Genomic DNA, 19353 nt, shown 5'->3' on the forward strand with positions numbered 1-19353 from the left:
CGGTTACTGCAACACCTCAAACAGACCGGCAGCGCCCATGCCGCCGCCGACGCACATGGTGACGACCGCGTACTTGGCCTTGCGGCGGCGGCCTTCGATCAAAGCGTGGCCGGTCAGGCGCGCGCCCGACATGCCGTAGGGGTGGCCGACCGCGATTGCGCCGCCATCGACGTTGATTTTCTCGGGATCGATGCCGAGCTTGTCGCGGCAATACAGCACCTGCACCGCAAAGGCTTCGTTCAGCTCCCAGAGGCCGATGTCGTCGACCTTGAGGCCATGGCGCTTGAGCAGGCGCGGCACGGCAAACACCGGGCCGATGCCCATCTCGTCCGGCTCGCAGCCGGCGGAGACGAAGCCGCGGAAAATGCCGAGCGGGCTGAGCCCGCGCTTCGCCGCTTCCTTGTCGCTCATGATCACCGAGGCGCTGGCGCCGTCGGAGAGCTGGCTGGCATTGCCGGCGGTAATGGCGAAACCTTCGCCGCGCACGGGCTTGAGGCCGGCGAGGCCTTCGATCGTGGTCTCCGGGCGCGGACCCTCGTCCTGCGACAGCGTGACGTCCTTCATCGACACGGCGCCGGTCGCCTTGTCGGTGACCGCCATCTGCGTCGTGATCGGCGCGATCTCGTCCTTGAACTTGCCGCCCTGCTGCGCGGCCGCGGTGCGGCGCTGGCTCTCCAGCGAATATTCGTCCTGCTTCTCGCGCGAGATGCCGTAGCGCTTGGCGACAATCTCGGCGGTGTCGATCATGGGCATGTAGACCTCGCCCTTGATCTTGAGCAGCGCCGGATCCTGGGCGTGGAAGCCGTTCATCTTGTCGTTCTGCACCAGCGAGATCGACTCGCCGCCGCCGCCGACCGCGACCTCGACACCGTCGAAGATCACAGAGCGGGCGGCGAGCGCGATCGCCTGCAGGCCCGAGGCGCACTGACGGTCGATGGTGGTGCCGGCAACGGTGACCGGCAGACCGGCCCGGAGCAGTGCCTTGCGAGCGATGTTGCCGCCGGTCGCGCCCTGCTGCAGCGCCGAGCCCATCACGACGTCCTCGATCTCCTTCGGATCGACTTTTGCGCGCGCGACGGCTTCGCCGATGGCGTGGCCGAGCAGCGTGGCGCCCTCGGTGGCGTTGAGCATGCCGCGATAGGCCTTGCCGATCGGCGTGCGGGCGGTGGAAACGATGACGGCGTCGGTCAAGAGCGACCTCCTGGTTGCGTTAGATGTGATGGTTTCTGCTGCTGGCGCAATTCGTGCCGCGACAGCTTTCCAACCGGCGTGCGCGGCAGATCGTCGACGAACGCGACCTCCGCCGGCATTTCGTGCTTGCCGATCTTGCCGGCGAGCTGCGCACGCAGCTCGTCGAGCGAGAACGGCTTTGCGTCCGGCTTCAGCTTGATGAAGGCTTTCGCGGCCTCGCCCCGATATTGGTCGGGAATGCCGAGCACGATCACCTCGTGCACGCCTGGAACGGTGTAGATCGCCTGCTCGATCATCTGCGGATAGACGTTGAAGCCACCGGAGATGATCATGTCCTTCTTGCGGTCGACCAGGAAGAAATAGCCGTCGGTGTCGACATAGCCGATGTCGCCGGTGAGAAAGCGGCCGTCGATGAAGGCCTCTGCCGATCCCACCGGCTTGTTCCAGTAGCCCTTGGTGACGTTCGGGCCCTTGATGCGGATCTCGCCAACTTCGCCCGGCGGCAGCACTTTGGTGGGATCATCCAGCGAGACGACGTCGAGCTCGATGCCGGGCAGCATCAGACCGATCGAGCCGGGCTTGTCGGGACCAACAGGCGGATGGCCGGTGCCGGGCGAGCAGGTCTCGGTCATGCCCCAGCCGCTCCTCAGCTTCTTGCCGACCTTGCTCTCGAAGAACTTCGCGACCTCGACCGGCAGCGGCGCGCCGCCGGAGCCGATGGCGGTGAGCGAGGAGAAATCGCGCTTGTCGAGATTGGGGAGCGCGGCGATCGCGATCCACATCGTCGGCACGCCCGGAAAATAAGTCGCACGCTTGACCTCGATGTCGCGCATCACAGCTTCAACATCGAAACGCTGGTGGATCGAGATCAGATTGCCGCGCCTGAGCGAGGACAGCAGCACCACCGTGAGCGCGTAGATGTGGAACAGCGGCAGCACGCAGATCACGCGCTCGATGACGTCGCCGCGCGTCGCACGCGCCGGCTTGCCCCAGACGTCATAGATCGACACCGCCGAGGTCAGATTACCGTGCGTGAGCATGGCGCCCTTCGGCAGGCCGGTGGTGCCGCCGGTATATTGCAGCAGCGCGACGTCATCGACGGCAACAGCGGGCCATTGCGCCGGGGTCGGCGCGCCCTCGACGAAGGCCTTGAAGGTGACGACGCGCGGGTCATCGGGAATTGGCGCCTGCGGCGTGCCGACCTTGCCCCAGCTGTCGTCCTCGCAGACGACGAGGCGGTCGATCAGCCCCTTCTCCAGAAATTTCAGCGCGGTCGGCAGCAGGGCCTGGAGGTTCGAGGTGATGAGCAGGCGCGAGCCGGAATCAGAGACCTTGTGCGTCAGCGCGATCTCGCCATCGAGCGGTGACAGATGCGCGACACGGCTGCCTGCCTTCAGCGCGCCGAAGAAATTGACCGGATGATCCGGCGTATTGCCGAGGAACAGCGCGACGGAGCTGTTCCTGCCGCAGCCTGCGCGCAGGAACGCGGCGGCCGCGCGCTCGGCCATCCCCGCGAGCTCGGTATAGGTGATCGGACGATCGCGAAACTCGAGCGCGGTGCGCGGGCCGTAATTCGCTGCGGCCGTCGCGAGCAGGTCAGGCAGCGTGCCCTGGACGATGGTTTCGTCCCAATGCACGCCCTCGGGGTAAAACTGTTCGCCGGGATGGGTCATTTTCTACATCACAATCAGTGGTCATTCCGGGGCGCGACGAAGTCGCGAACCCGGAATCCATCAAGCAGCACGCTCGAAGGCGAAATGGATTCCGGGCCTGGCCCTTCGGGCCATCCCGGAATGACGCCGAGAGTGCCAGCCCCCATCACGCCGCCTTCGACTCGGCCGCGAGCGACGCGAACGTCTTGCCTTCGGCGGCCAGCTTCTTCAGCAGCGGCGCGGGCTCGAGGTTCGGGTCGTTGGTCTCCTTGGCGTAGAAGGCCAGGCGATCGGCGATGTGCTTGAGGCCGACGCTGTCGGCCCAGAACATCGGGCCACCGCGATAGATCGGCCAGCCATAGCCGTAGAGCCAGACCACGTCGATGTCGGAGGGACGCGCCGCGATGCCTTCTGCGAGGATCTTCGCGCCCTCGTTGATCATCGGATACATCATGCGCTCGAGGATCTCGTCGTCGCTGACGATGCGCTTCTTGCGGCCGAGACGCAGCAGCGTCTCGTCGATCAGCTTCTCGACCTCAGGATCGGGCAGCGGCGAGCGGGAGCCGGCTTCATACTTGTAGTAGCCCTTGCCGGTCTTCTGGCCGAAGCGGCCGGCTTCGCACAGCGCGTCCGCGATCTCCGACTTGATGCCGCGATCCTTGCGCGAGCGCCAGCCGATATCGAGGCCGGCGAGATCGCCCATCGCGAACGGGCCCATCGGCATGCCGAATTTTGTCACGACAGCGTCGACCTGCTGCGGCAGCGCGCCCTCGAACAGGAGCTTCTCGGACTGCTTGCCGCGCTGGGCCAGCATGCGGTTGCCGACGAAGCCGTCGCAGACGCCGACGACGGCCGGCACTTTTGCAATTTTACGCGCGATCGTCACAGCCGTGACGAGGGCGTCCGGCGCGGTCTTCTCCGCGCGCACGATCTCGCACAGCTTCATGACGTTGGCCGGCGAGAAGAAGTGCATGCCGAGCACGTCCTGCGGACGCTTGGTCGCCTTCGCGATCTCGTCGATGTTGAGGTACGAGGTGTTGGAGGCAAGCACAGCACCCGGCTTGACGTACTGATCGAGCTTGCCGAACACTTCCTGCTTCACCGCCATGGTCTCGAACACGGCCTCGATCACGAGGTCGGCGTCGCCGACATTCTCGATGCCGACGACACCGTTGATCAGCGCCATGCGCTTGGCGGGCGCATCCGCCGGGATGCCGCCGCGCGCGGCGGTCGCTTCCCAGTTCTTCTGCATGATGCCCATGCCGCGCTTGAGCTGCTCCTCGCCGGTCTCGATCAGGGTGACGGGGATGCCGGCATTGGCGAATGACATCGCGATGCCGCCGCCCATCGTGCCGGCACCAAGAATGGCAACACGGTTGACGGGTCGCGACTTGGTACCTTCGGGCACGCCCGCGATCTTGGCGGCCTCGCGCTCGGCGAAAAAGGCATAACGCTGCGCCTTGGACTGGTCGCTGGCGACGAGCTTGAGGAAGCCCTCGCGCTCCTTCTTCAGGCCTTCGTCGAACGGCAGGTCGATGGCGTAGCCGACCGCGTCGGCTGCCGCGAACGGCGCTTCCAGGCCGCGCGACTTCTTGGTCATCGCCGCAACCGCATTGGTGAAGATCGAGCGATCGGCCTTGGCGGCCGCGATCTTGGAATCGTCATCGCGCAAGCGGCGCAGCGGACGCTTCTCGGCGATCAGCTTGCGGACGAAGGCTTCGCCGCCGGACGCCGGGCCTTCGACGATCTCCTCGATCAGGCCGTTCTTGAGCGCTTCAGCCGCCCCGATGGGATCGCCACCGACGATCATCTTGACGGCGAGCTCGGGACCCACCGCGCGCGGCAGGCGCTGAGTGCCGCCGGCGCCCGGCAGCAGGCCGAGCTTCACCTCGGGCAGGCCGAGCTTGGCCTCTTTCACAGCCACGCGGAAATGACAGGCCAATGCGACCTCGAGGCCGCCGCCGAGTGCGGTGCCGTGGATCGCAGCCACGATCGGCTTCGGCGAATTCTCCATCTCGGCGAGCACTTCGTTGAGGCCGGGCGGCTTCGGCGGCTTGCCGAACTCGGTGATGTCGGCACCGGCAATGAAGGTGCGGCCGGCGCAGGTCAGCACGATGCCCTTGATCGCGGGATCGGCGATGGCGGCCTTGATGCACTCCAGGATTCCGCCCCGAACTGCGGCACTCAGCGCATTGACCGGAGGACTATTGACCGTGACGATCCCGACTTCGTCATGACGCTCAAGCTTGACCACTTCGCTCACGGTGTCCCTCCTTGGTGGGGATATACTTTTGTTCAATTTCGCAGTGCGGAATTTAATTCCGCATCTTGACGGCAGGGTTATTTTGAAGCACGTGGCTTGTCAACGACTCCGCGCAAGAGCAGATCAGGGATGAAGCGTACAGGAAAGAAGACTGCGACCGATCGGAATTTCGTCGTGGCGCTTTCCCGCGGACTTGACGTATTGCGCGCATTCCAGCCCAGCGACGGACTTCTCGGCAATCAGGAGATTGCCTCCCGCACCAATCTGCCGAAGCCGACCGTTTCGCGGCTGACCTACACGCTGACGAAGCTTGGCTATCTGACGCCGGTTCCCCGTTTCGAGAAATACCAGCTGGCACCGGCCGCGATGGCGCTCGGTTACGCGGCGTTAGCCAATCTCGGCGTTCGGCATTTGTCCGAACCGTTCCGCGAAGAGATGATGCGCGCGACCGGCGGCGCCGTCGCGATCGGCGGCCGCGATCGTCACAGCATGATCTATTTCGGACAGAGCCGCGGCAGCGAGACCGTCGGCGTTCAACTTGACGTCGGCTCGCGCGTACCGATTGCAACCAGTGCGATGGGCCGCGCCTATTTCTGGGCGCTCGGCGAAGAAGACCGCGCCGAACTGTCGCGTGTCCTGCGCGAACATTACGGCAGCCGCTGGCCGAAGATGCGCGACGGGCTGGAGCGTTCCGGCGAGACGGTTGCGAAGCACGGCTTCGCAATCTCGGTCGGCGACTGGCACGACGACATCGGCGCCGCCGGCGTCGCGCTCAGGCTCAACGACGGAACCGGGCCTTACGCATTCAATTGCGGCGCGCCCGCATTCCGCTTCACGGAAGAGCGATTGATCAACGACATTGGACCCCGTCTGCTTGCGATGGTAAGGAACATCGAAGCGGCACTCGGGGGACTGATGCCGCCATCCAAAAAAGACGACAGCAAAAAGCTGAAATCAGGAGGGAAAGTTGCGCGTGTGGCCGAGGGGATCAGATAGCCTTTGTCATGTCAGGGAGCGGTTCGCATCGCTTCTTCGCCCCCAAAACGGTGTGGGCGAGACGAGATGACGCAGGCACAGCTCGCGCAGGGGACATCGCCTCTGCTCGCGGTTCGCGACGTCAGCGTCGTGTTCGGCGGCATCGTCGCGCTCAACGGCGTGTCCTTCGACATGCACAAGGGGCAGATCCTCGGATTGATCGGCCCCAACGGCGCCGGCAAGACCACGCTCTTCAACTGCCTCTCCCGCCTCTACCAGCCGTCATCAGGCGACATCCTGATGGAAGGCGCGAGCATTTTGACGCGTCCGCCGCACCGGATCGCGGAGATCGGCATCGGCCGCACCTTCCAGAACGTGGCGCTGTTTCCGAATCTCTCGGTGATGGACAATGTCCGCGTCGGCACGCATGCCCGCACCTCGTCCGACATCGTCAGCGACTCGCTGCGGCTGGCCTGGATTCGCCGCAGCGAAACCAGCGTGAACAAGAAGGTGCACGAAATCCTCGCCTATCTCGACCTCGAGGACGTCGCCCACACCACCGTCTCCGGCCTGCCCTTCGGCACGCAGAAGCGCGTCGAATTGGCGCGGGCGCTGGCGGCAGACCCGAAGATCCTCCTGCTCGACGAACCCGCCGGCGGCCTCAACCACGAAGAGGTCTACGTCCTCGGCGACCTCATCCGCAAAATCCGCGACGAGCGTCACATGACCGTGCTGCTGGTCGAGCACCACATGGGCCTCGTGATGTCGATCGCCGACCACGTCGTCGCGCTGAATTTCGGCAAGAAGCTCGCGGAAGGCACGCCCGCCCAGGTGCAGGTCGACCCCGACGTCATCAAGGCCTATCTGGGGAGCAAGGACCAATGACTGTTCTGCTCAACGTCAAGGACCTGCGCGCCTATTACGGCCAAGTCCAGGCGCTCCACGGCCTCACCTTCTCGCTCAACGAGGGCTCGCTCGTGACGCTGCTCGGGGCCAACGGCGCCGGCAAGACCACGACGCTGCGCGCGATCTGCAACATGGTGCGCTCCACCGGCGGCATCGAGTTCGACGGCAAGCCGCTGAACAATCGCTCCACCGAAAGCATCGTGCGGTTCGGCATCGCCCATGTGCCGCAGGGCCGCGGCACCTTCACCACCATGACGGTGGAGGAAAATCTCCAGTTAGGTGCCATCACCCGCAAGGACAATGCCGGCATCATCTCCGACATCGAGCGCATGTATGCGCATTTCCCGGTGCTGAAGCAGCGGCATACCCAGCAGGCCGGCACGCTCTCCGGCGGCGAGCAGCAGATGCTCGCGGTCGCGCGTGCGCTGATGCTACGGCCGCGGCTGATGCTGCTCGACGAGCCGTCCTTCGGCCTGGCGCCACTCGTGGTGCGCGACCTGTTCGGCATCCTCGGCAAGATCAACCGCGAGGACAAGGTGTCGATCCTGGTGGTCGAGCAGAACGCCCAGCTCGCGCTCGAGCTCGCCGACCAGGCCTATGTGATCGAGACCGGCCGTATCGTGATGTCCGGCAACGCCAAGGACATCGCGAACAACGAAGAAATCCGCAAATCCTATCTGGGTTACTGAGGAGCCGGCACAATGGAGCTGTTTACCAACCAGGTGCTGGCCGGGATTGCCACCGGTGCCATCTACGCCTGCATGGCGCTCGCGGTGGTCATGATCTACCAGGCGATCGACCATCTCAACTTCGCGCAGGGCGAGATGGCGATGTTCTCGACCTTCATCTCCTGGCAGCTGATGCAATGGGGCGTGCCCTATTGGGGCGCGTTCATCATCGCGCTGGCGCTCTCCTTCGTCGGCGGCATCGCGATCGAGCGGATCCTGTTCAAGCCGCTGGCCAAGGCGCCGGTGCTGACCAATGTCGCCGGCTTCATCGCGCTGTACGCGATCATCAACTCCTCGGCCGGCCTAATCTGGGACTTCACCATCAAGCAATATCCGACCCCGTTCGGCTCTTCGCCGTTCCTCGGCAGCCAGCTGATCTCGACCCACCAGGCCGGCATGATCGGCGTCACCGTGCTGCTGCTGCTCGGCCTCTATTTCTTCTTCCAGTACACCCGCATTGGTCTTGCCATGCGCGCGGCCGCCTCCGTGCCCGAATCGGCCCGCCTCGTCGGCATCAACACGAGCTGGATGATTGCGCTCGGCTGGGGCATGGCGACCGCGATCGGTGCGATCGCCGGCATGCTGATCGCGCCGGTCGTGTTCCTCGAGCCCAACATGATGGGCGGCGTGCTGATCTACGGCTTTGCCGCAGCGGTGCTCGGGGGCCTCACCAGCCCGTTCGGCGCCGTGGTCGGCGGCTTCCTGGTCGGCGTCTTCGAGAACCTCGCCGGCACCTATATCCCCGGCGTCGGCAATGAGCTGAAACTCCCGATCGCGCTCGCGCTGATCATCTCCGTCCTGGTCGTCAAACCCGCTGGTCTGTTCGGCCGGCACATCGTCAAGCGAGTTTGATCATGAGCGCAGCAGAAGAAGTCGTCGCCGAAGGCAACGAGCCGGTCGAGGCCGTTCCGAAGCGGGCCATGACGCTGGGCACAGGCACCTCGGTGGTGGTGTTGCTGCTTCTCATCGCCGTTCCGCTGTTCGCGAAGAATTTTGTGATCTTCCAGCTGACCCAGCTGCTCTATCTGGGACTTGCGGTGCTGGCGCTGAACATCCTGACCGGCGGCTCGGGCCAGTTCTCGCTCGGCCAGAGCGCGTTCTACGGCATCGGCGCCTACATCACCGCCGTCATGATGGAGCAGTTCAACATCCCCTACTTCCTCTGCCTGCCGGTCGCGGGCGTGTTGTGCTTCGGCGTGGGCTTCCTGTTCGGCCAGCCCGCGCTGCGGCTCTCCGGCGTGTACCTGGCGCTGGCGACCTTCGCACTCGCCACCGCCATGCCGCAGCTTCTCAAGCTGAACTTCCTCGAGCCCTGGACCGGCGGCGTGCAGGGCCTCGTTGTCACCAAGCCCGATGCGCCGTTCGGCCTGAAGATGTCGCAGGACATGTGGCTGTATTACTTCACGCTCGTCGTCGTGCTCGCGATCTACGTCTTCTCGGTGAACCTGCTGCGCTCCCGCTCTGGCCGCGCCTTCATGGCGATCCGCGACAACGAGATCGCGGCCTCCGCCATGGGCGTCAACGTCGCGCTGTACAAGACGCTCGCCTTCGGCGTCTCCGCCGGCATCACCGGCGTCGCCGGTGGCTTGAGCGCCATCGCGGTGCAGTTCGTCGCGCCCGACAGCTTCACCATCACGCTCGCGATCCAGCTGTTCCTCGGCATGGTCGTCGGCGGCGTCGGCTGGCTGCCCGGCTCGATCGTCGGAGCGGCCTTCATCATCTTCGTGCCCAATATCGCAGAGGGCATCTCCAAGGGCCTCTCCGGCGCCGTGTTCGGCGTGCTCCTGTTCCTCGTCATCTACCTCGTGCCGCATGGCGCAAGGCAAGTCGCGATCATGGGCCAGCAACTCGCCGGACGGCTCAGAAAAAACTGAAACGCCTAAACCAAGGAAGGAACCCAAATTGACTTTCGGAAGAACACTGCGAACCACCGCACTTGTAACGGCGGTCGCGACCCTCACCTCCGGCGCAGCACTCGCTCAGAAGAAATACGACACCGGCGCGACCGATACCGAGATCAAGATCGGCAACATCATGCCGTACAGCGGTCCGGCATCGGCCTACGGCATCATCGGCAAGACCGAAGAAGCCTATTTCAAGATGATCAACGACAAGGGCGGCATCAACGGCCGCAAGATCGTCTACGTCACCTATGACGACGGCTATTCACCGCCGAAGGCGGTCGAGCAGGTCCGCAAGCTGGTCGAGAGCGACGAGGTGCTCGCCGTGTTCAACCCCCTCGGCACGCCCTCGAACACCGCGATCCAGAAATATCTGAACGCCAAGAAGATCCCGCAGCTGTTCGTCGCCACCGGCGCGACCAAGTGGAACGACCCGAAGAACTTCCCCTGGACCATGGGCTGGCAGCCCTCCTACCAGAGCGAAGCGCAGATCTACGCGAAATGGCTGTTGAAGGAGAGGCCCGACGCCAAGGTCGCGATCCTCTATCAGAACGACGATTTCGGCAAAGACTACCTCAAGGGCACCAAGGATGGTTTCGGCGCCAAGGCGTCGTCCATCATCTTGGAAGAAAGCTATGAGGTCTCCGAGCCCTCGATCGATGGCCACATCGTCAAGATCAAGGCCGCCAATCCCGACGTGCTGCTGATCTACACGACGCCGAAGTTCGGCGCCCAGACCATCAAGAAAACCGCCGAGCTCGGCTGGAAGCCGTTGCAGATCATCACCAACGTGTCGGCCTCGGTCGGCAGCGTGATGAAGCCGGCCGGCTTCGAAGCTGCCCAAGGCGTGCTGTCGGCGGCTTACGCCAAGGACGGCGCTGATCCGCGCTGGGCTGACGATGCCGGCATGAAGAAGTGGGCCGAGTTCCTGGACAAGTACATGCCCGGCGTCGACAAGACCGACTCCAGCGTCGTCTACGGCTACGGTGCCGCACAGACGCTGGTCAAGGCGCTGGAACAGTGCGGCGACGATCTCACCCGCGCCAACCTGATGAAGCAGGCGGCGAGCCTGAAGGACTTCGCGCCGGACACCATGCTGCCCGGCGTCACCATCAACACCGGTCCGAACGACTTCGCCCCGATCAGCCAACTGCAGATGCAGCGCTTCAAGGGCGAAAAGTGGGAACAGTTCGGCGATATCCTGAGCGGCGACGTGGCTCCCGAATAACGCGCTGTCGCGATAGTCCAATCTGCCAAGCCCCCGCGAACGATCGCGGGGGCTTTTTGTTGACGTCAGATATCAAACTTGTTCAATGCGACGCCAATCCAGGTGAGGTGGGAATGAAATGACTGCCGTTCGATGTCCGGTTGTAGCGCTTTTTGTCGCATTCGCGTTGTGCACTGCGATGAGCAATCCCGCTCTGGCGCAGAAGGCCTACGACAAAGGCGCCTCCGATACCGAGATCAAAATCGGCAACATCATGCCGTACAGCGGGCCGGCCTCGGCCTACGCCGCGATCGGCAAGGCCGAAGAAGCCTATTTCAACAAGATCAACGCCGAGGGCGGCATCAACGGCCGCAAGATCAAGTTCATCTCGTATGACGACGGCTATTCGCCGCCGAAGACGGTGGAGCAGGCGCGCAAGCTGGTCGAGAGCGACAATGTGCTTCTGATCTTCGGCTCGCTCGGCACCTCCACCAACGGCGCCATCCGCAAATACATGAACGAGAACAAGGTGCCGCAATTGTTCGTGGCGAGCGGCGCCTCGAAGTGGAACGATCCGAAGCAATATCCCTGGACCATGGGCTGGCAGCCGAGCTACGCGAGCGAAGCCAAGGTCTACGCCAAGTACATCATGAAGGAGAAGCCCGAAGCGAAGATCGGCGTGCTCTACCAGAACGACGATTTCGGCAAGGATTATCTGAAGGGACTGAAGGACGGGCTCGGTGAGAAAGCCTCGATGATCGTGCTGGCAGAGCCCTATGACACCTCCGAGCCCGCGATCGACGAGCACGTCGTGAAGCTGAAAGCCGCGGGCGCCGACGTCTTCATCAGCATCACCACGCCGAAATTCGCGGCGCAAGCGATCAAGAAGGCGGCCGAGATCATCTGGCACCCGATCCACATCATCTCCAACGTCTCGGCCTCCGTCGGCGGCGTGATCGAGCCGGCGGGCTACGAGATCTCGCAGGGCATCCTGTCGGCGAGCTACTTCAAGGACGGCTCCGATCCGCAATGGAATGCCGATGACGGCATGAAGAAGTTCTACGATTTCCTCGCGCAATACGATCCGAAGGGCAACAAGCTCGATGCCGGCGTCGCGTTCGGCTATGCCGCCGCGCAAACCATGGTGAAGGTGCTGCAGATGTGCGGCGACAACCTCACCCGCGACAACGTCATGATGCAGGCAGCACACCTGAGGGATTTCGCACCCGATACGCTGCTGCCCGGCATCAAGATCAACACCGCGCCCGACAATTTCGCGCCGATCGAGCAGCTCCAGATGATGCGATTCAAGGGCAAGGCCTGGGAATTGTTCGGCGACATCATCTCGAGCGACCTCGCTCGTTGATATCAACCGAGAATAGCCCAATCCGCACCGAGCAACCCTTGACTGTCCTGCCGTCTCGCAGTTGCACAGGCCTGCCTGACTACTAAAGGAGCAGCCCCTGCGACGTTGTCGCGGGGGCTTTGTGTTGAAGGCCAACCGCAAATCGTATTGAATTGCCGATGCGCGGCCCAAAAACAATCAAGCCAAGAAAAGGAGCGCGCACACACCAAGAAAAAAGGGAGATTGGAATGCCCGCTGTCACCGGCAAACTTGCGGCCGCGTCACTGGCGCTCGCGCTCATTGCGGCCTCGACCTCCATCGCATCGGCCCAGAAGAAATACGATACCGGCGCGACCGATACCGAGATCAAGGTCGGCAACATCATGCCCTACAGCGGACCGGCCTCCGCCTACGGCATCATCGGGCGGACCGAAGCCGCCTTTTTCAAGAAGATCAACGAGGAAGGCGGCATCAACGGCCGCAAGATCAACTTCGTCTCCTACGACGACGCCTATTCGCCGCCGAAGGCGGTCGAGCAGGCGCGCAAGCTGGTCGAGAGCGACGAGGTGCTGTTCATCTTCAACTCACTCGGCACGCCGTCCAACTCGGCGATCCAGAAATACATGAACGCGAAGAAGGTGCCGCAGATCCTGGTCGCGACCGGCGCCACCAAGTGGAACGATCCGAAAGACTTCCCCTGGACGATGGGCTGGCAGCCCAACTATCAGAGCGAGACGCAGATCTACGCAAAGTGGCTGCTCAAGAACAAGCCGGACGCCAAGATCGCCGTGCTGTTCCAGAACGACGATTACGGCAAGGACTATCTGAAGGGTCTCAAGGACGGCCTCAGCGCCAAGGCGGGCTCGATGATCGTTGCGGAGGAAAGCTACGAGACATCCGAGCCGACCATCGACAACCACATCGTGAAGCTGAAGTCGACCGGCGCCGACGTGTTCATGAACATCACGACGCCGAAGTTTGCAGCCCAAGCGATCAAGAAGGTTGCCGAGGTCGGCTGGAAGCCGCTGCACTTCCTCAACAACGTCTCGGCCTCCGTCGGCAGCGTGATGAAGCCTGCCGGCTATGAGAACGGCCAGGACATCATCTCCGCCGACTATCTGAAGGACGTGTCGGACCCGCAGTGGAAGAATGACCCCGGCATGAAGGACTTCATCGCTTTCATGGACAAATACTTCCCTGAAGGCGACAAGCTCGACCACGGCACCATCGTCGGCTACGGCGTGGCGCAGACGCTGGTCCAGATCCTGAAGCAATGCGGCGACGATCTCACGCGCGAGAACGTCATGAAGCAGGCCGCGAATCTGAAGAACTTCCGCACCGAGGTGCTGCTGCCGGGCATCCAGATCAACACCTCCCCGACCGACTTTGCCCCGATCAGCCAGCTCCAGCTCGAGCGGTTCAAGGGCGAGAAGTGGGATCTGTTCGGCGACGTGATCAGCGCCGACGTCGGCGGCTAGCCGCCTGAACACGACGAGAGCAAGAAGGCCCGTCGCGAAACTATCGCGGCGGGCCTTTCGCCATCATGATCACGCGATTGCACAATCGAATGACGGTAATGGCTGCTTACCCTTTGGCGCCCGATGCGCTAGGCAAGGGAATGGCGACGTCCTCGCCACAGCTTTAGTCTGCCAAGAGTTTGCCGAAGGCCATCGTCATGACCGACCGACGTCCCCTGCTCCGCGCGCTCTACGATGCCGCCGTTGCCGCCGCCCATCCGAGCACGATCCTGGCGCCTCACCTGCGCCCCGCGCCGAAGGGGCGCGTGATCTGCCTCGCCGCCGGCAAGGGCGCCGCCGCGATGGCCGCGGCCGCGGAGCGGCATTATCTCGACACGCTCAAGCTCGCGCCCGAGCGCCTCCTCGGCATCGCCACCACGCGCCACGGCTATGGCGTGCCGACGCGCCGGATCCGCGTCGTCGAGGCCGGCCATCCCGTGCCCGACGAGGCCGGCCTGAGGGGCGCGGCCGACACGCTCGCGCTCGCAGGCGAGGCAGGGCCGGACGACCTGCTGCTGGTGCTGCTCACCGGCGGCGGATCGGCGAACTGGATCGCGCCGGTGGACGGAATCAGTTTTGCGCAGAAGCAGGCCGTCAACAAGGCGCTGTTACGCTCGGGCGCGCCGATCGGCGAGATGAACATCGTGCGCAAGCATCTCTCGCGCATCAAGGGCGGACGTCTCGCGCGCGCCGGCCGGAACGCCGCCGAGATCGTGACGCTCGCGATCTCCGACGTGCCCCATGACGACGCTTCCGCGATCGCTTCGGGTCCCACTGTGCCCGATCCGACCACGCTTGCCGATGCACGCGCGATCGTCGCGAAGTACAAGCTCGCCATCGACGAGGCCGTCACCTGCGCGCTCGACGATCCCGCCAATGAAAGCTGCAAGCCGGGTGATTCGGCCTTCGCACGCGCCTCGTTCGAGCTGATCGCGCGGCCGAAACAGTCGCTCGATGCCGCGGTGAAGCTTGCCAAGGAGGCCGGCTACGAGACCATCGACCTTGGCGCCGATCTCGAAGGCGAGGCCCGCGAGGTCGCGGCCGCTCATGCGAAGCTGGCACTTGCGGCCCGCGCGCAAGGCAAGCGCGTCGCCATCCTCTCGGGCGGCGAGCTCACCGTCACAGTGCGCGGCAATGGCCGCGGCGGCCCCAACCAGGAATACGCACTGGCGCTGGCGTCGCTATTGAAGGACACGCCCGACATCTCGGCGCTCGCCGGCGACACCGACGGCGCCGACGGCGGCGCCGGCCACCCCACCGATCCCGCCGGCGCGCTGATCGACGCAGCGACGTTCGCCAAGATGAAGGCGCTGGCGCTTCAGCCGCAGGCGTATCTGGACAACAACGACGCGACGACGTTCTTCGAGGCGACGGGGGATCTGCTGCAGCCGGGCCCGACGCTGACAAACGTCAACGACATCCGGGTGATCCTGGTGGATTAGCCTTGCCGTGGATTAGCCTTGCCGCGGATTAGCCTTGCCCTGTTCGACGTCACCGCGGCCTGGCCTGACCCGGCCTACCGCCCGCCGCTGACATGCTCCAGCAGCGCGAGCAGGCCCTTCAACAGGTCCGTCGGCGACGGCGGGCAGCCCTTAATGTGCAGATCCACCGGAACGGCCTCGGATACGCCACCGACACAGGCGTAGCTGCCTCTGAAGATGCCGCCGTCGATCGCGCAGCCGCCGACCGCGACGACCCATTTCGGATCGGGCGTCGCGTTGTAGGTCCGCTCCAGCGCCTGTCGCATGTTCTTCGTCACCGGACCGGTGACCAGCAACACGTCGGCATGGCGTGGCGAGGCGACGAAGCGCAGGCCGAAACGTTCGACATCGTAGAAGGCGTTGGACAGCGCATGGATCTCCAGCTCGCAGCCGTTGCAGGACCCGGCATCGACCTCGCGAATGGCAAGAGAACGCCCAAGCCTGGCCTGGGCGGCGCGATCCACTTTCGCAGCGAGTTCGGCCAGCGCCGCATCGTCCGGCGCCGGCGCGGGCTCCGTCAGCGAACCATGGGTGAGGCTTTCGAGCAGGGTTTTGCGCATGGCTTAGAGGTCCGCGCCCGAATAGGAACAGTTGAACGACTTGTTGCAGAGCGGGAAGTCGGCGATGATATTGCCCTCGATCGCGGTTTCCAGCAGCGGCCACTGGAACCATGACGCATCGCGCAGGTGGCAGCGTTCGACGCGTAACTCGCCATCGAGTCGCAGCCACGCCAGAACGTCGCCGCGGAACGCTTCCGTCAGCGCCAGGCCTTCGCATCCGCCGCGCCCTGCCGGCGGAGCGGTCCTGATCTCGCCCGGCTCCATCAGGTCGAGGATTTGCGCGATCAATTCGAGGCTCTGCTCGACCTCGCGGATCCGGATCCAGACCCGCGCGTTGACGTCGCCCGTATCCAGCACCGGCACCTCGAACGACAGACGATCGTAGGGCGCGTAAGCAAGCGTGCGGCGTGCATCGAAATCGCGGCCCGAGGCGCGGCCGACATAGCCGCCGGCGCCGAACTGCCGCACATAGTCCGCCTTCACGATGCCCGTGGTGACGGTGCGGTCCTGCAAGGATGCGGTGTTGTCGTAAAGCTCGATCAGGCGCGGGAAGACCTTGTTGATTTCCGCAAGCAGCGTTCGCAGCGCCGCGATACCATCCGGCGCGATGTCGCGCGCCACGCCACCGGGCACGACGACGTCCATCATCAGGCGATGACCGAACGCAATATCCGCAGCGCGCAGGGTCCGCTCGCGCAAGATGCCCGTCTGGGCATGCATCAGCGCGAACGACGCATCGTTGCAGATCGCGCCAATGTCGCCGAAATGATTGGCGAGCCGCTCCAGTTCCGCCATCAGCGCCCGCAAATAATTCGCGCGCCGCGGCACCTGGATGTCGAGCGCCGCTTCCGCCGCGCGGGCAAAGGCGAAGGCGTAGGCCACCGCGCTGTCGCCGGAGGTGCGGTTGGCGAGCTTTGCCGCGGCCTCGAGGTCAGCGCCCTGCATCAGCTGCTCGATGCCCTTGTGGGTGTAGCCGAGCCACTGCTCCAGCCGCACCACATGCTCGCCATTGGCGGTGAAGCGGAAATGGCCGGGCTCGATGATCCCGGCATGGACCGGACCGACCGCAACCTGGTGCAACCCCTCGCCCTCGGCCGGAAGGAATTGGTATGGCCGCGCGTCGCGCGATGCGTTGCGGCCGGAGAGCGGATAGGATTGGCCCCAGACATAGTGATCGAGCCATGGTCGCAGATCCGGCCGCAGATCGTCGGCGGCAATTGCAACAAGCCCGAACAGATCATGGATGGTCCGTTCCAGCCGAAGCGCGGGCGGATGATGGCTGGCGACGCTTGGAAATGCGCCGGCCGTACACTCGTAGGTGACGACCGCGATCTCGGCCGAGCCGCCATCGAGCATTGCCATATGCACTGCGGCCGGCTCGCCCCAGAAGCCGAGCAGTGTGAGACCTCCCTCGACCAGTCGATCGATCGCCGCCTGCCAGCCCGCCTCCGTCACAACCGCACGCGGCCAGGGTCGGTGCGACGGCACCGCATGAACATGGGGGATGCTGTCGAGGATGCCCATCGCTACCCCAGGAGCTTTGCGACGTTCTGGAAGCCGGCGACCAGCCCCGGCGGCAGATAGATGCCGGCCATCAGCACCAGCGCGAGATGCGTGAACATTGGCACGTAGGACGCCTCCGCCGGCGCGGTCGATCCCTTGGGTTCGCCGAACATCACGGAGCCGACGCGCAGCAGGAGGCCGCCGAGCGCGATGATGATACCGAGCACCAGGATGACCGTCAGCCAGGGCGCGTGCGAGAAGGTCGAGCTCACCACCAGGAACTCGCTCATGAAGATGCCGAGCGGCGGCAACCCGACGATGGCGACGACGCCGAGCATCAGTCCCCAGCCGAGCACGGGATTGGTCACCGTAAGTCCACCGATGTCGGCGATCTTCTGCGTGCCCTTGACCTGCGCGATGTGGCCGACGGCGAAGAAGATCGCCGACTTGGTCAGCGAATGCATGGTCATGTGGAGCAGGCCGGCAAAATTGGCCAGCGGCCCGCCCATGCCGAAGGCGAAGACGATGATGCCCATATGCTCGATCGAGGAGTAGGCGAACATGCGCTTGATGTCGCGGCGCCGGTACAGCATCAGCGACGCGAAGATCACCGAGATCAGGCCCATCGTCACCATCAACGGCCCCGGCGCGATGGCCGCGAGATTGGCCGCGAGCATCATCTTGAAGCGCAACAGCGCGTAGAGCGCGACGTTGAGCAGGAGGCCCGAGAGCACCGCCGAGATCGGCGTCGGGCCCTCCGCATGGGCGTCGGGCAGCCAGGCGTGCAGCGGCGCGAGGCCAACCTTGGTGCCGTAGCCGAGCAGCAGGAAGACGAAGGCGACGTTGAGCAGCGCGGGATCGAACTGCGCGGCGTGCTTCACCAGCACCGTCCACACCATGCCGTCGAGCCCCTCGCCGACCACGGGGCGCGCCGCCATATAGACCAGGATGGTCCCGAACAGCGCCAGCGCGATGCCGACGCTGCCGAGGATGAAATATTTCCAGGCTGCCTCCAGGGCCTCGTGGGTGCGGTAGATGCCGACCATCAGCACGGTCGTCAGCGTCGCCATTTCAACTGCGACCCACATCAGGCCGATATTGTTGGCGACGAGCGCGAGGTTCATCGCGAACATCAGCGCCTGATACATTGCGTGATAGAAGCGCAGGAACGCCGGCGTCAGGCGCCCGATCTCGATCTCGTGCTGGATATAGCTCGCGCTGAACACCGATGTGGTGAAGCTGACGAAGGTGGTCAAAACGATGAAGACCTTGTTGAGGTCGTCCTCCAGCAGATACTGCCCCGACACCGGCTCGACCACGAACAGCGAAAGCGAGGTCAGGAAGGTCGCCAGCGCCGCCACCACGTTCAGCTTCGCCGTTTGCCGATAGCCCGGCAAGACCGCCAGCAGCGCCGCCGAGACGGCGGGGATCACGAGGATGGCGCTGAGGACGTCAAAGCTCATCGTCGCTCTCCACGAAAACGATCGAGCGCCTGTATGTCCACGCTGTCAAAGCGCTCGCGGATGCGGAACAGGAAGATGCCGATCACGATGAAGGCGATCAGCACCGAGAAGGCGACGCTGATCTCGACCACCAGCGGCATGCCCTTGGCGCCGGTTGCCGCCAGCACCAGCCCGTTCTCCAGCGACATGAAGCCGACGACCTGACTCACGGCGTTGCGCCGCGTTACCATGATCAGGAGCCCCAGCAGCACCACCGACAGCGCGAAGGCAAGGTCCTCGCGCGCGAGCGCATCGGCGCCCGGCGTCACCCGCAGCATCACCACCATCGACAGCGCGACGAGGCCGATGCCGGCCATCATGGTCAGCCCGATCCCGATCACGTTCTCGATCTCGCGGTGGATGCCGAGCCGCTTGATGATCCGGTGCAACGCCACCGGAATAATGATGGCCTTGAACACCAGCGCGATCAGCGCCGTGACATAGAGATGTGGCGCTTGCTGCACATAGGCCTGCCAGGCCACCGACAGCGCCAGCACGCCGGCATGCAGCGCGTAGACGTTGAGCAGCGCATAGAGCCGGTCCTGGTAAAGCATCATGAAGCTCGCCAGCACGAGGGAGCCGGCCAACAGGTGGGCGATGTCGAATTGCAGGCTGCTCATTT

General features: G+C 64.3%; 16 protein-coding genes. 9 read left to right on the top strand and 7 right to left on the bottom strand.

Annotated features, from left to right (window positions below; all coding sequences use genetic code 11):
• Window positions 1-3: 3 nt before the first annotated feature.
• From M2427_RS20150 to M2427_RS20160, 3 genes are all read right to left on the bottom strand, one after another.
• Window positions 4-1191: an acetyl-CoA C-acyltransferase gene (locus tag M2427_RS20150; protein WP_280708321.1), complete on the bottom strand. Its 1188-nt coding sequence runs from the start codon at window positions 1189-1191 to the stop codon at window positions 4-6.
• Window positions 1188-2864, bottom strand: a complete 1677-nt coding sequence (pimA, locus tag M2427_RS20155; protein WP_280708322.1) for a dicarboxylate--CoA ligase PimA — start codon at window positions 2862-2864, stop codon at window positions 1188-1190. Before pimA ends, M2427_RS20150 begins: the two co-directional genes overlap by 4 nt.
• A 145-nt stretch (window positions 2865-3009) precedes the next feature.
• Window positions 3010-5106 (bottom strand): 3-hydroxyacyl-CoA dehydrogenase NAD-binding domain-containing protein, encoded by a 2097-nt coding sequence (locus M2427_RS20160; protein WP_280708324.1) that lies wholly within the window; start codon window positions 5104-5106, stop codon window positions 3010-3012.
• Window positions 5107-5235: 129 nt separating this feature from the next.
• On the opposite strand from M2427_RS20160, the gene M2427_RS20165 reads away from it, so the two are divergent.
• The 9 genes from M2427_RS20165 (at window position 5236) to M2427_RS20205 (ending at window position 15127) form a co-directional block, all read left to right on the top strand.
• On the top strand, window positions 5236-6102 hold the full coding sequence (locus tag M2427_RS20165) for an IclR family transcriptional regulator (RefSeq protein ID WP_280708325.1): 867 nt from the start codon (window positions 5236-5238) through the stop codon (window positions 6100-6102).
• 66 nt (window positions 6103-6168) lie between these two features.
• Window positions 6169-6966, top strand: coding sequence for an ABC transporter ATP-binding protein (locus M2427_RS20170; RefSeq protein ID WP_280708326.1), 798 nt, complete (start codon window positions 6169-6171; stop codon window positions 6964-6966).
• On the top strand, window positions 6963-7676 hold the full coding sequence (locus M2427_RS20175; protein WP_280708328.1) for an ABC transporter ATP-binding protein: 714 nt from the start codon (window positions 6963-6965) through the stop codon (window positions 7674-7676). The genes M2427_RS20170 and M2427_RS20175 overlap by 4 nt, the downstream gene beginning before the upstream one ends.
• Window positions 7677-7688: 12 nt before the next feature.
• Entirely contained in the window at window positions 7689-8567 is an 879-nt protein-coding gene (locus M2427_RS20180) for a branched-chain amino acid ABC transporter permease (protein WP_280708329.1), read from the top strand.
• 2 nt (window positions 8568-8569) lie between these two features.
• Window positions 8570-9589 carry a branched-chain amino acid ABC transporter permease gene (locus M2427_RS20185; RefSeq protein WP_280708330.1) on the top strand — a complete coding sequence of 340 codons (1020 nt, stop codon included), beginning with the start codon at window positions 8570-8572 and terminating at the stop codon, window positions 9587-9589.
• Window positions 9590-9617: 28 nt separating this feature from the next.
• The gene (locus tag M2427_RS20190) at window positions 9618-10844 is read left to right on the top strand and encodes an ABC transporter substrate-binding protein (protein ID WP_280708331.1); all 1227 of its coding nucleotides are present in this window, start codon (window positions 9618-9620) and stop codon (window positions 10842-10844) included.
• Between the two features lie 118 nt (window positions 10845-10962).
• Window positions 10963-12189 (top strand): ABC transporter substrate-binding protein, encoded by a 1227-nt coding sequence (locus M2427_RS20195; protein WP_280708332.1) that lies wholly within the window; start codon window positions 10963-10965, stop codon window positions 12187-12189.
• Between the two features lie 227 nt (window positions 12190-12416).
• A complete protein-coding gene (locus tag M2427_RS20200; protein WP_280708333.1) occupies window positions 12417-13646 on the top strand; it encodes an ABC transporter substrate-binding protein in 1230 nt (409 codons plus the stop codon).
• A gap of 197 nt (window positions 13647-13843) precedes the next feature.
• Entirely contained in the window at window positions 13844-15127 is a 1284-nt protein-coding gene (locus M2427_RS20205) for a glycerate kinase (RefSeq protein WP_280708334.1), read from the top strand.
• A gap of 74 nt (window positions 15128-15201) precedes the next feature.
• Here the strand turns inward: M2427_RS20205 and nuoB are convergent, their stop codons facing one another.
• Genes nuoB through M2427_RS20225 form a run of 4 tightly spaced genes read right to left on the bottom strand, consistent with a single transcriptional unit; the run spans window position 15202 to window position 19351 of the window.
• On the bottom strand, window positions 15202-15726 hold the full coding sequence (gene nuoB / locus M2427_RS20210) for an NADH-quinone oxidoreductase subunit NuoB (RefSeq protein WP_280708335.1): 525 nt from the start codon (window positions 15724-15726) through the stop codon (window positions 15202-15204).
• A gap of 3 nt (window positions 15727-15729) precedes the next feature.
• Window positions 15730-17250: a nickel-dependent hydrogenase large subunit gene (locus tag M2427_RS20215; RefSeq protein WP_280708337.1), complete on the bottom strand. Its 1521-nt coding sequence runs from the start codon at window positions 17248-17250 to the stop codon at window positions 15730-15732.
• A 2-nt stretch (window positions 17251-17252) separates the two neighbouring features.
• Window positions 17253-18692 carry a hydrogenase 4 subunit F gene (locus M2427_RS20220; protein WP_280708338.1) on the bottom strand — a complete coding sequence of 480 codons (1440 nt, stop codon included), beginning with the start codon at window positions 18690-18692 and terminating at the stop codon, window positions 17253-17255.
• On the bottom strand, window positions 18689-19351 hold the full coding sequence (locus M2427_RS20225; protein ID WP_280708339.1) for a hydrogenase-4 component E: 663 nt from the start codon (window positions 19349-19351) through the stop codon (window positions 18689-18691). The genes M2427_RS20220 and M2427_RS20225 overlap by 4 nt, the downstream gene beginning before the upstream one ends.
• Window positions 19352-19353: the final 2 nt, after the last annotated feature.

The organism is Bradyrhizobium sp. BR13661, from assembly GCF_029892425.1.
In the GTDB taxonomy this organism is placed as follows: domain Bacteria; phylum Pseudomonadota; class Alphaproteobacteria; order Rhizobiales; family Xanthobacteraceae; genus Bradyrhizobium.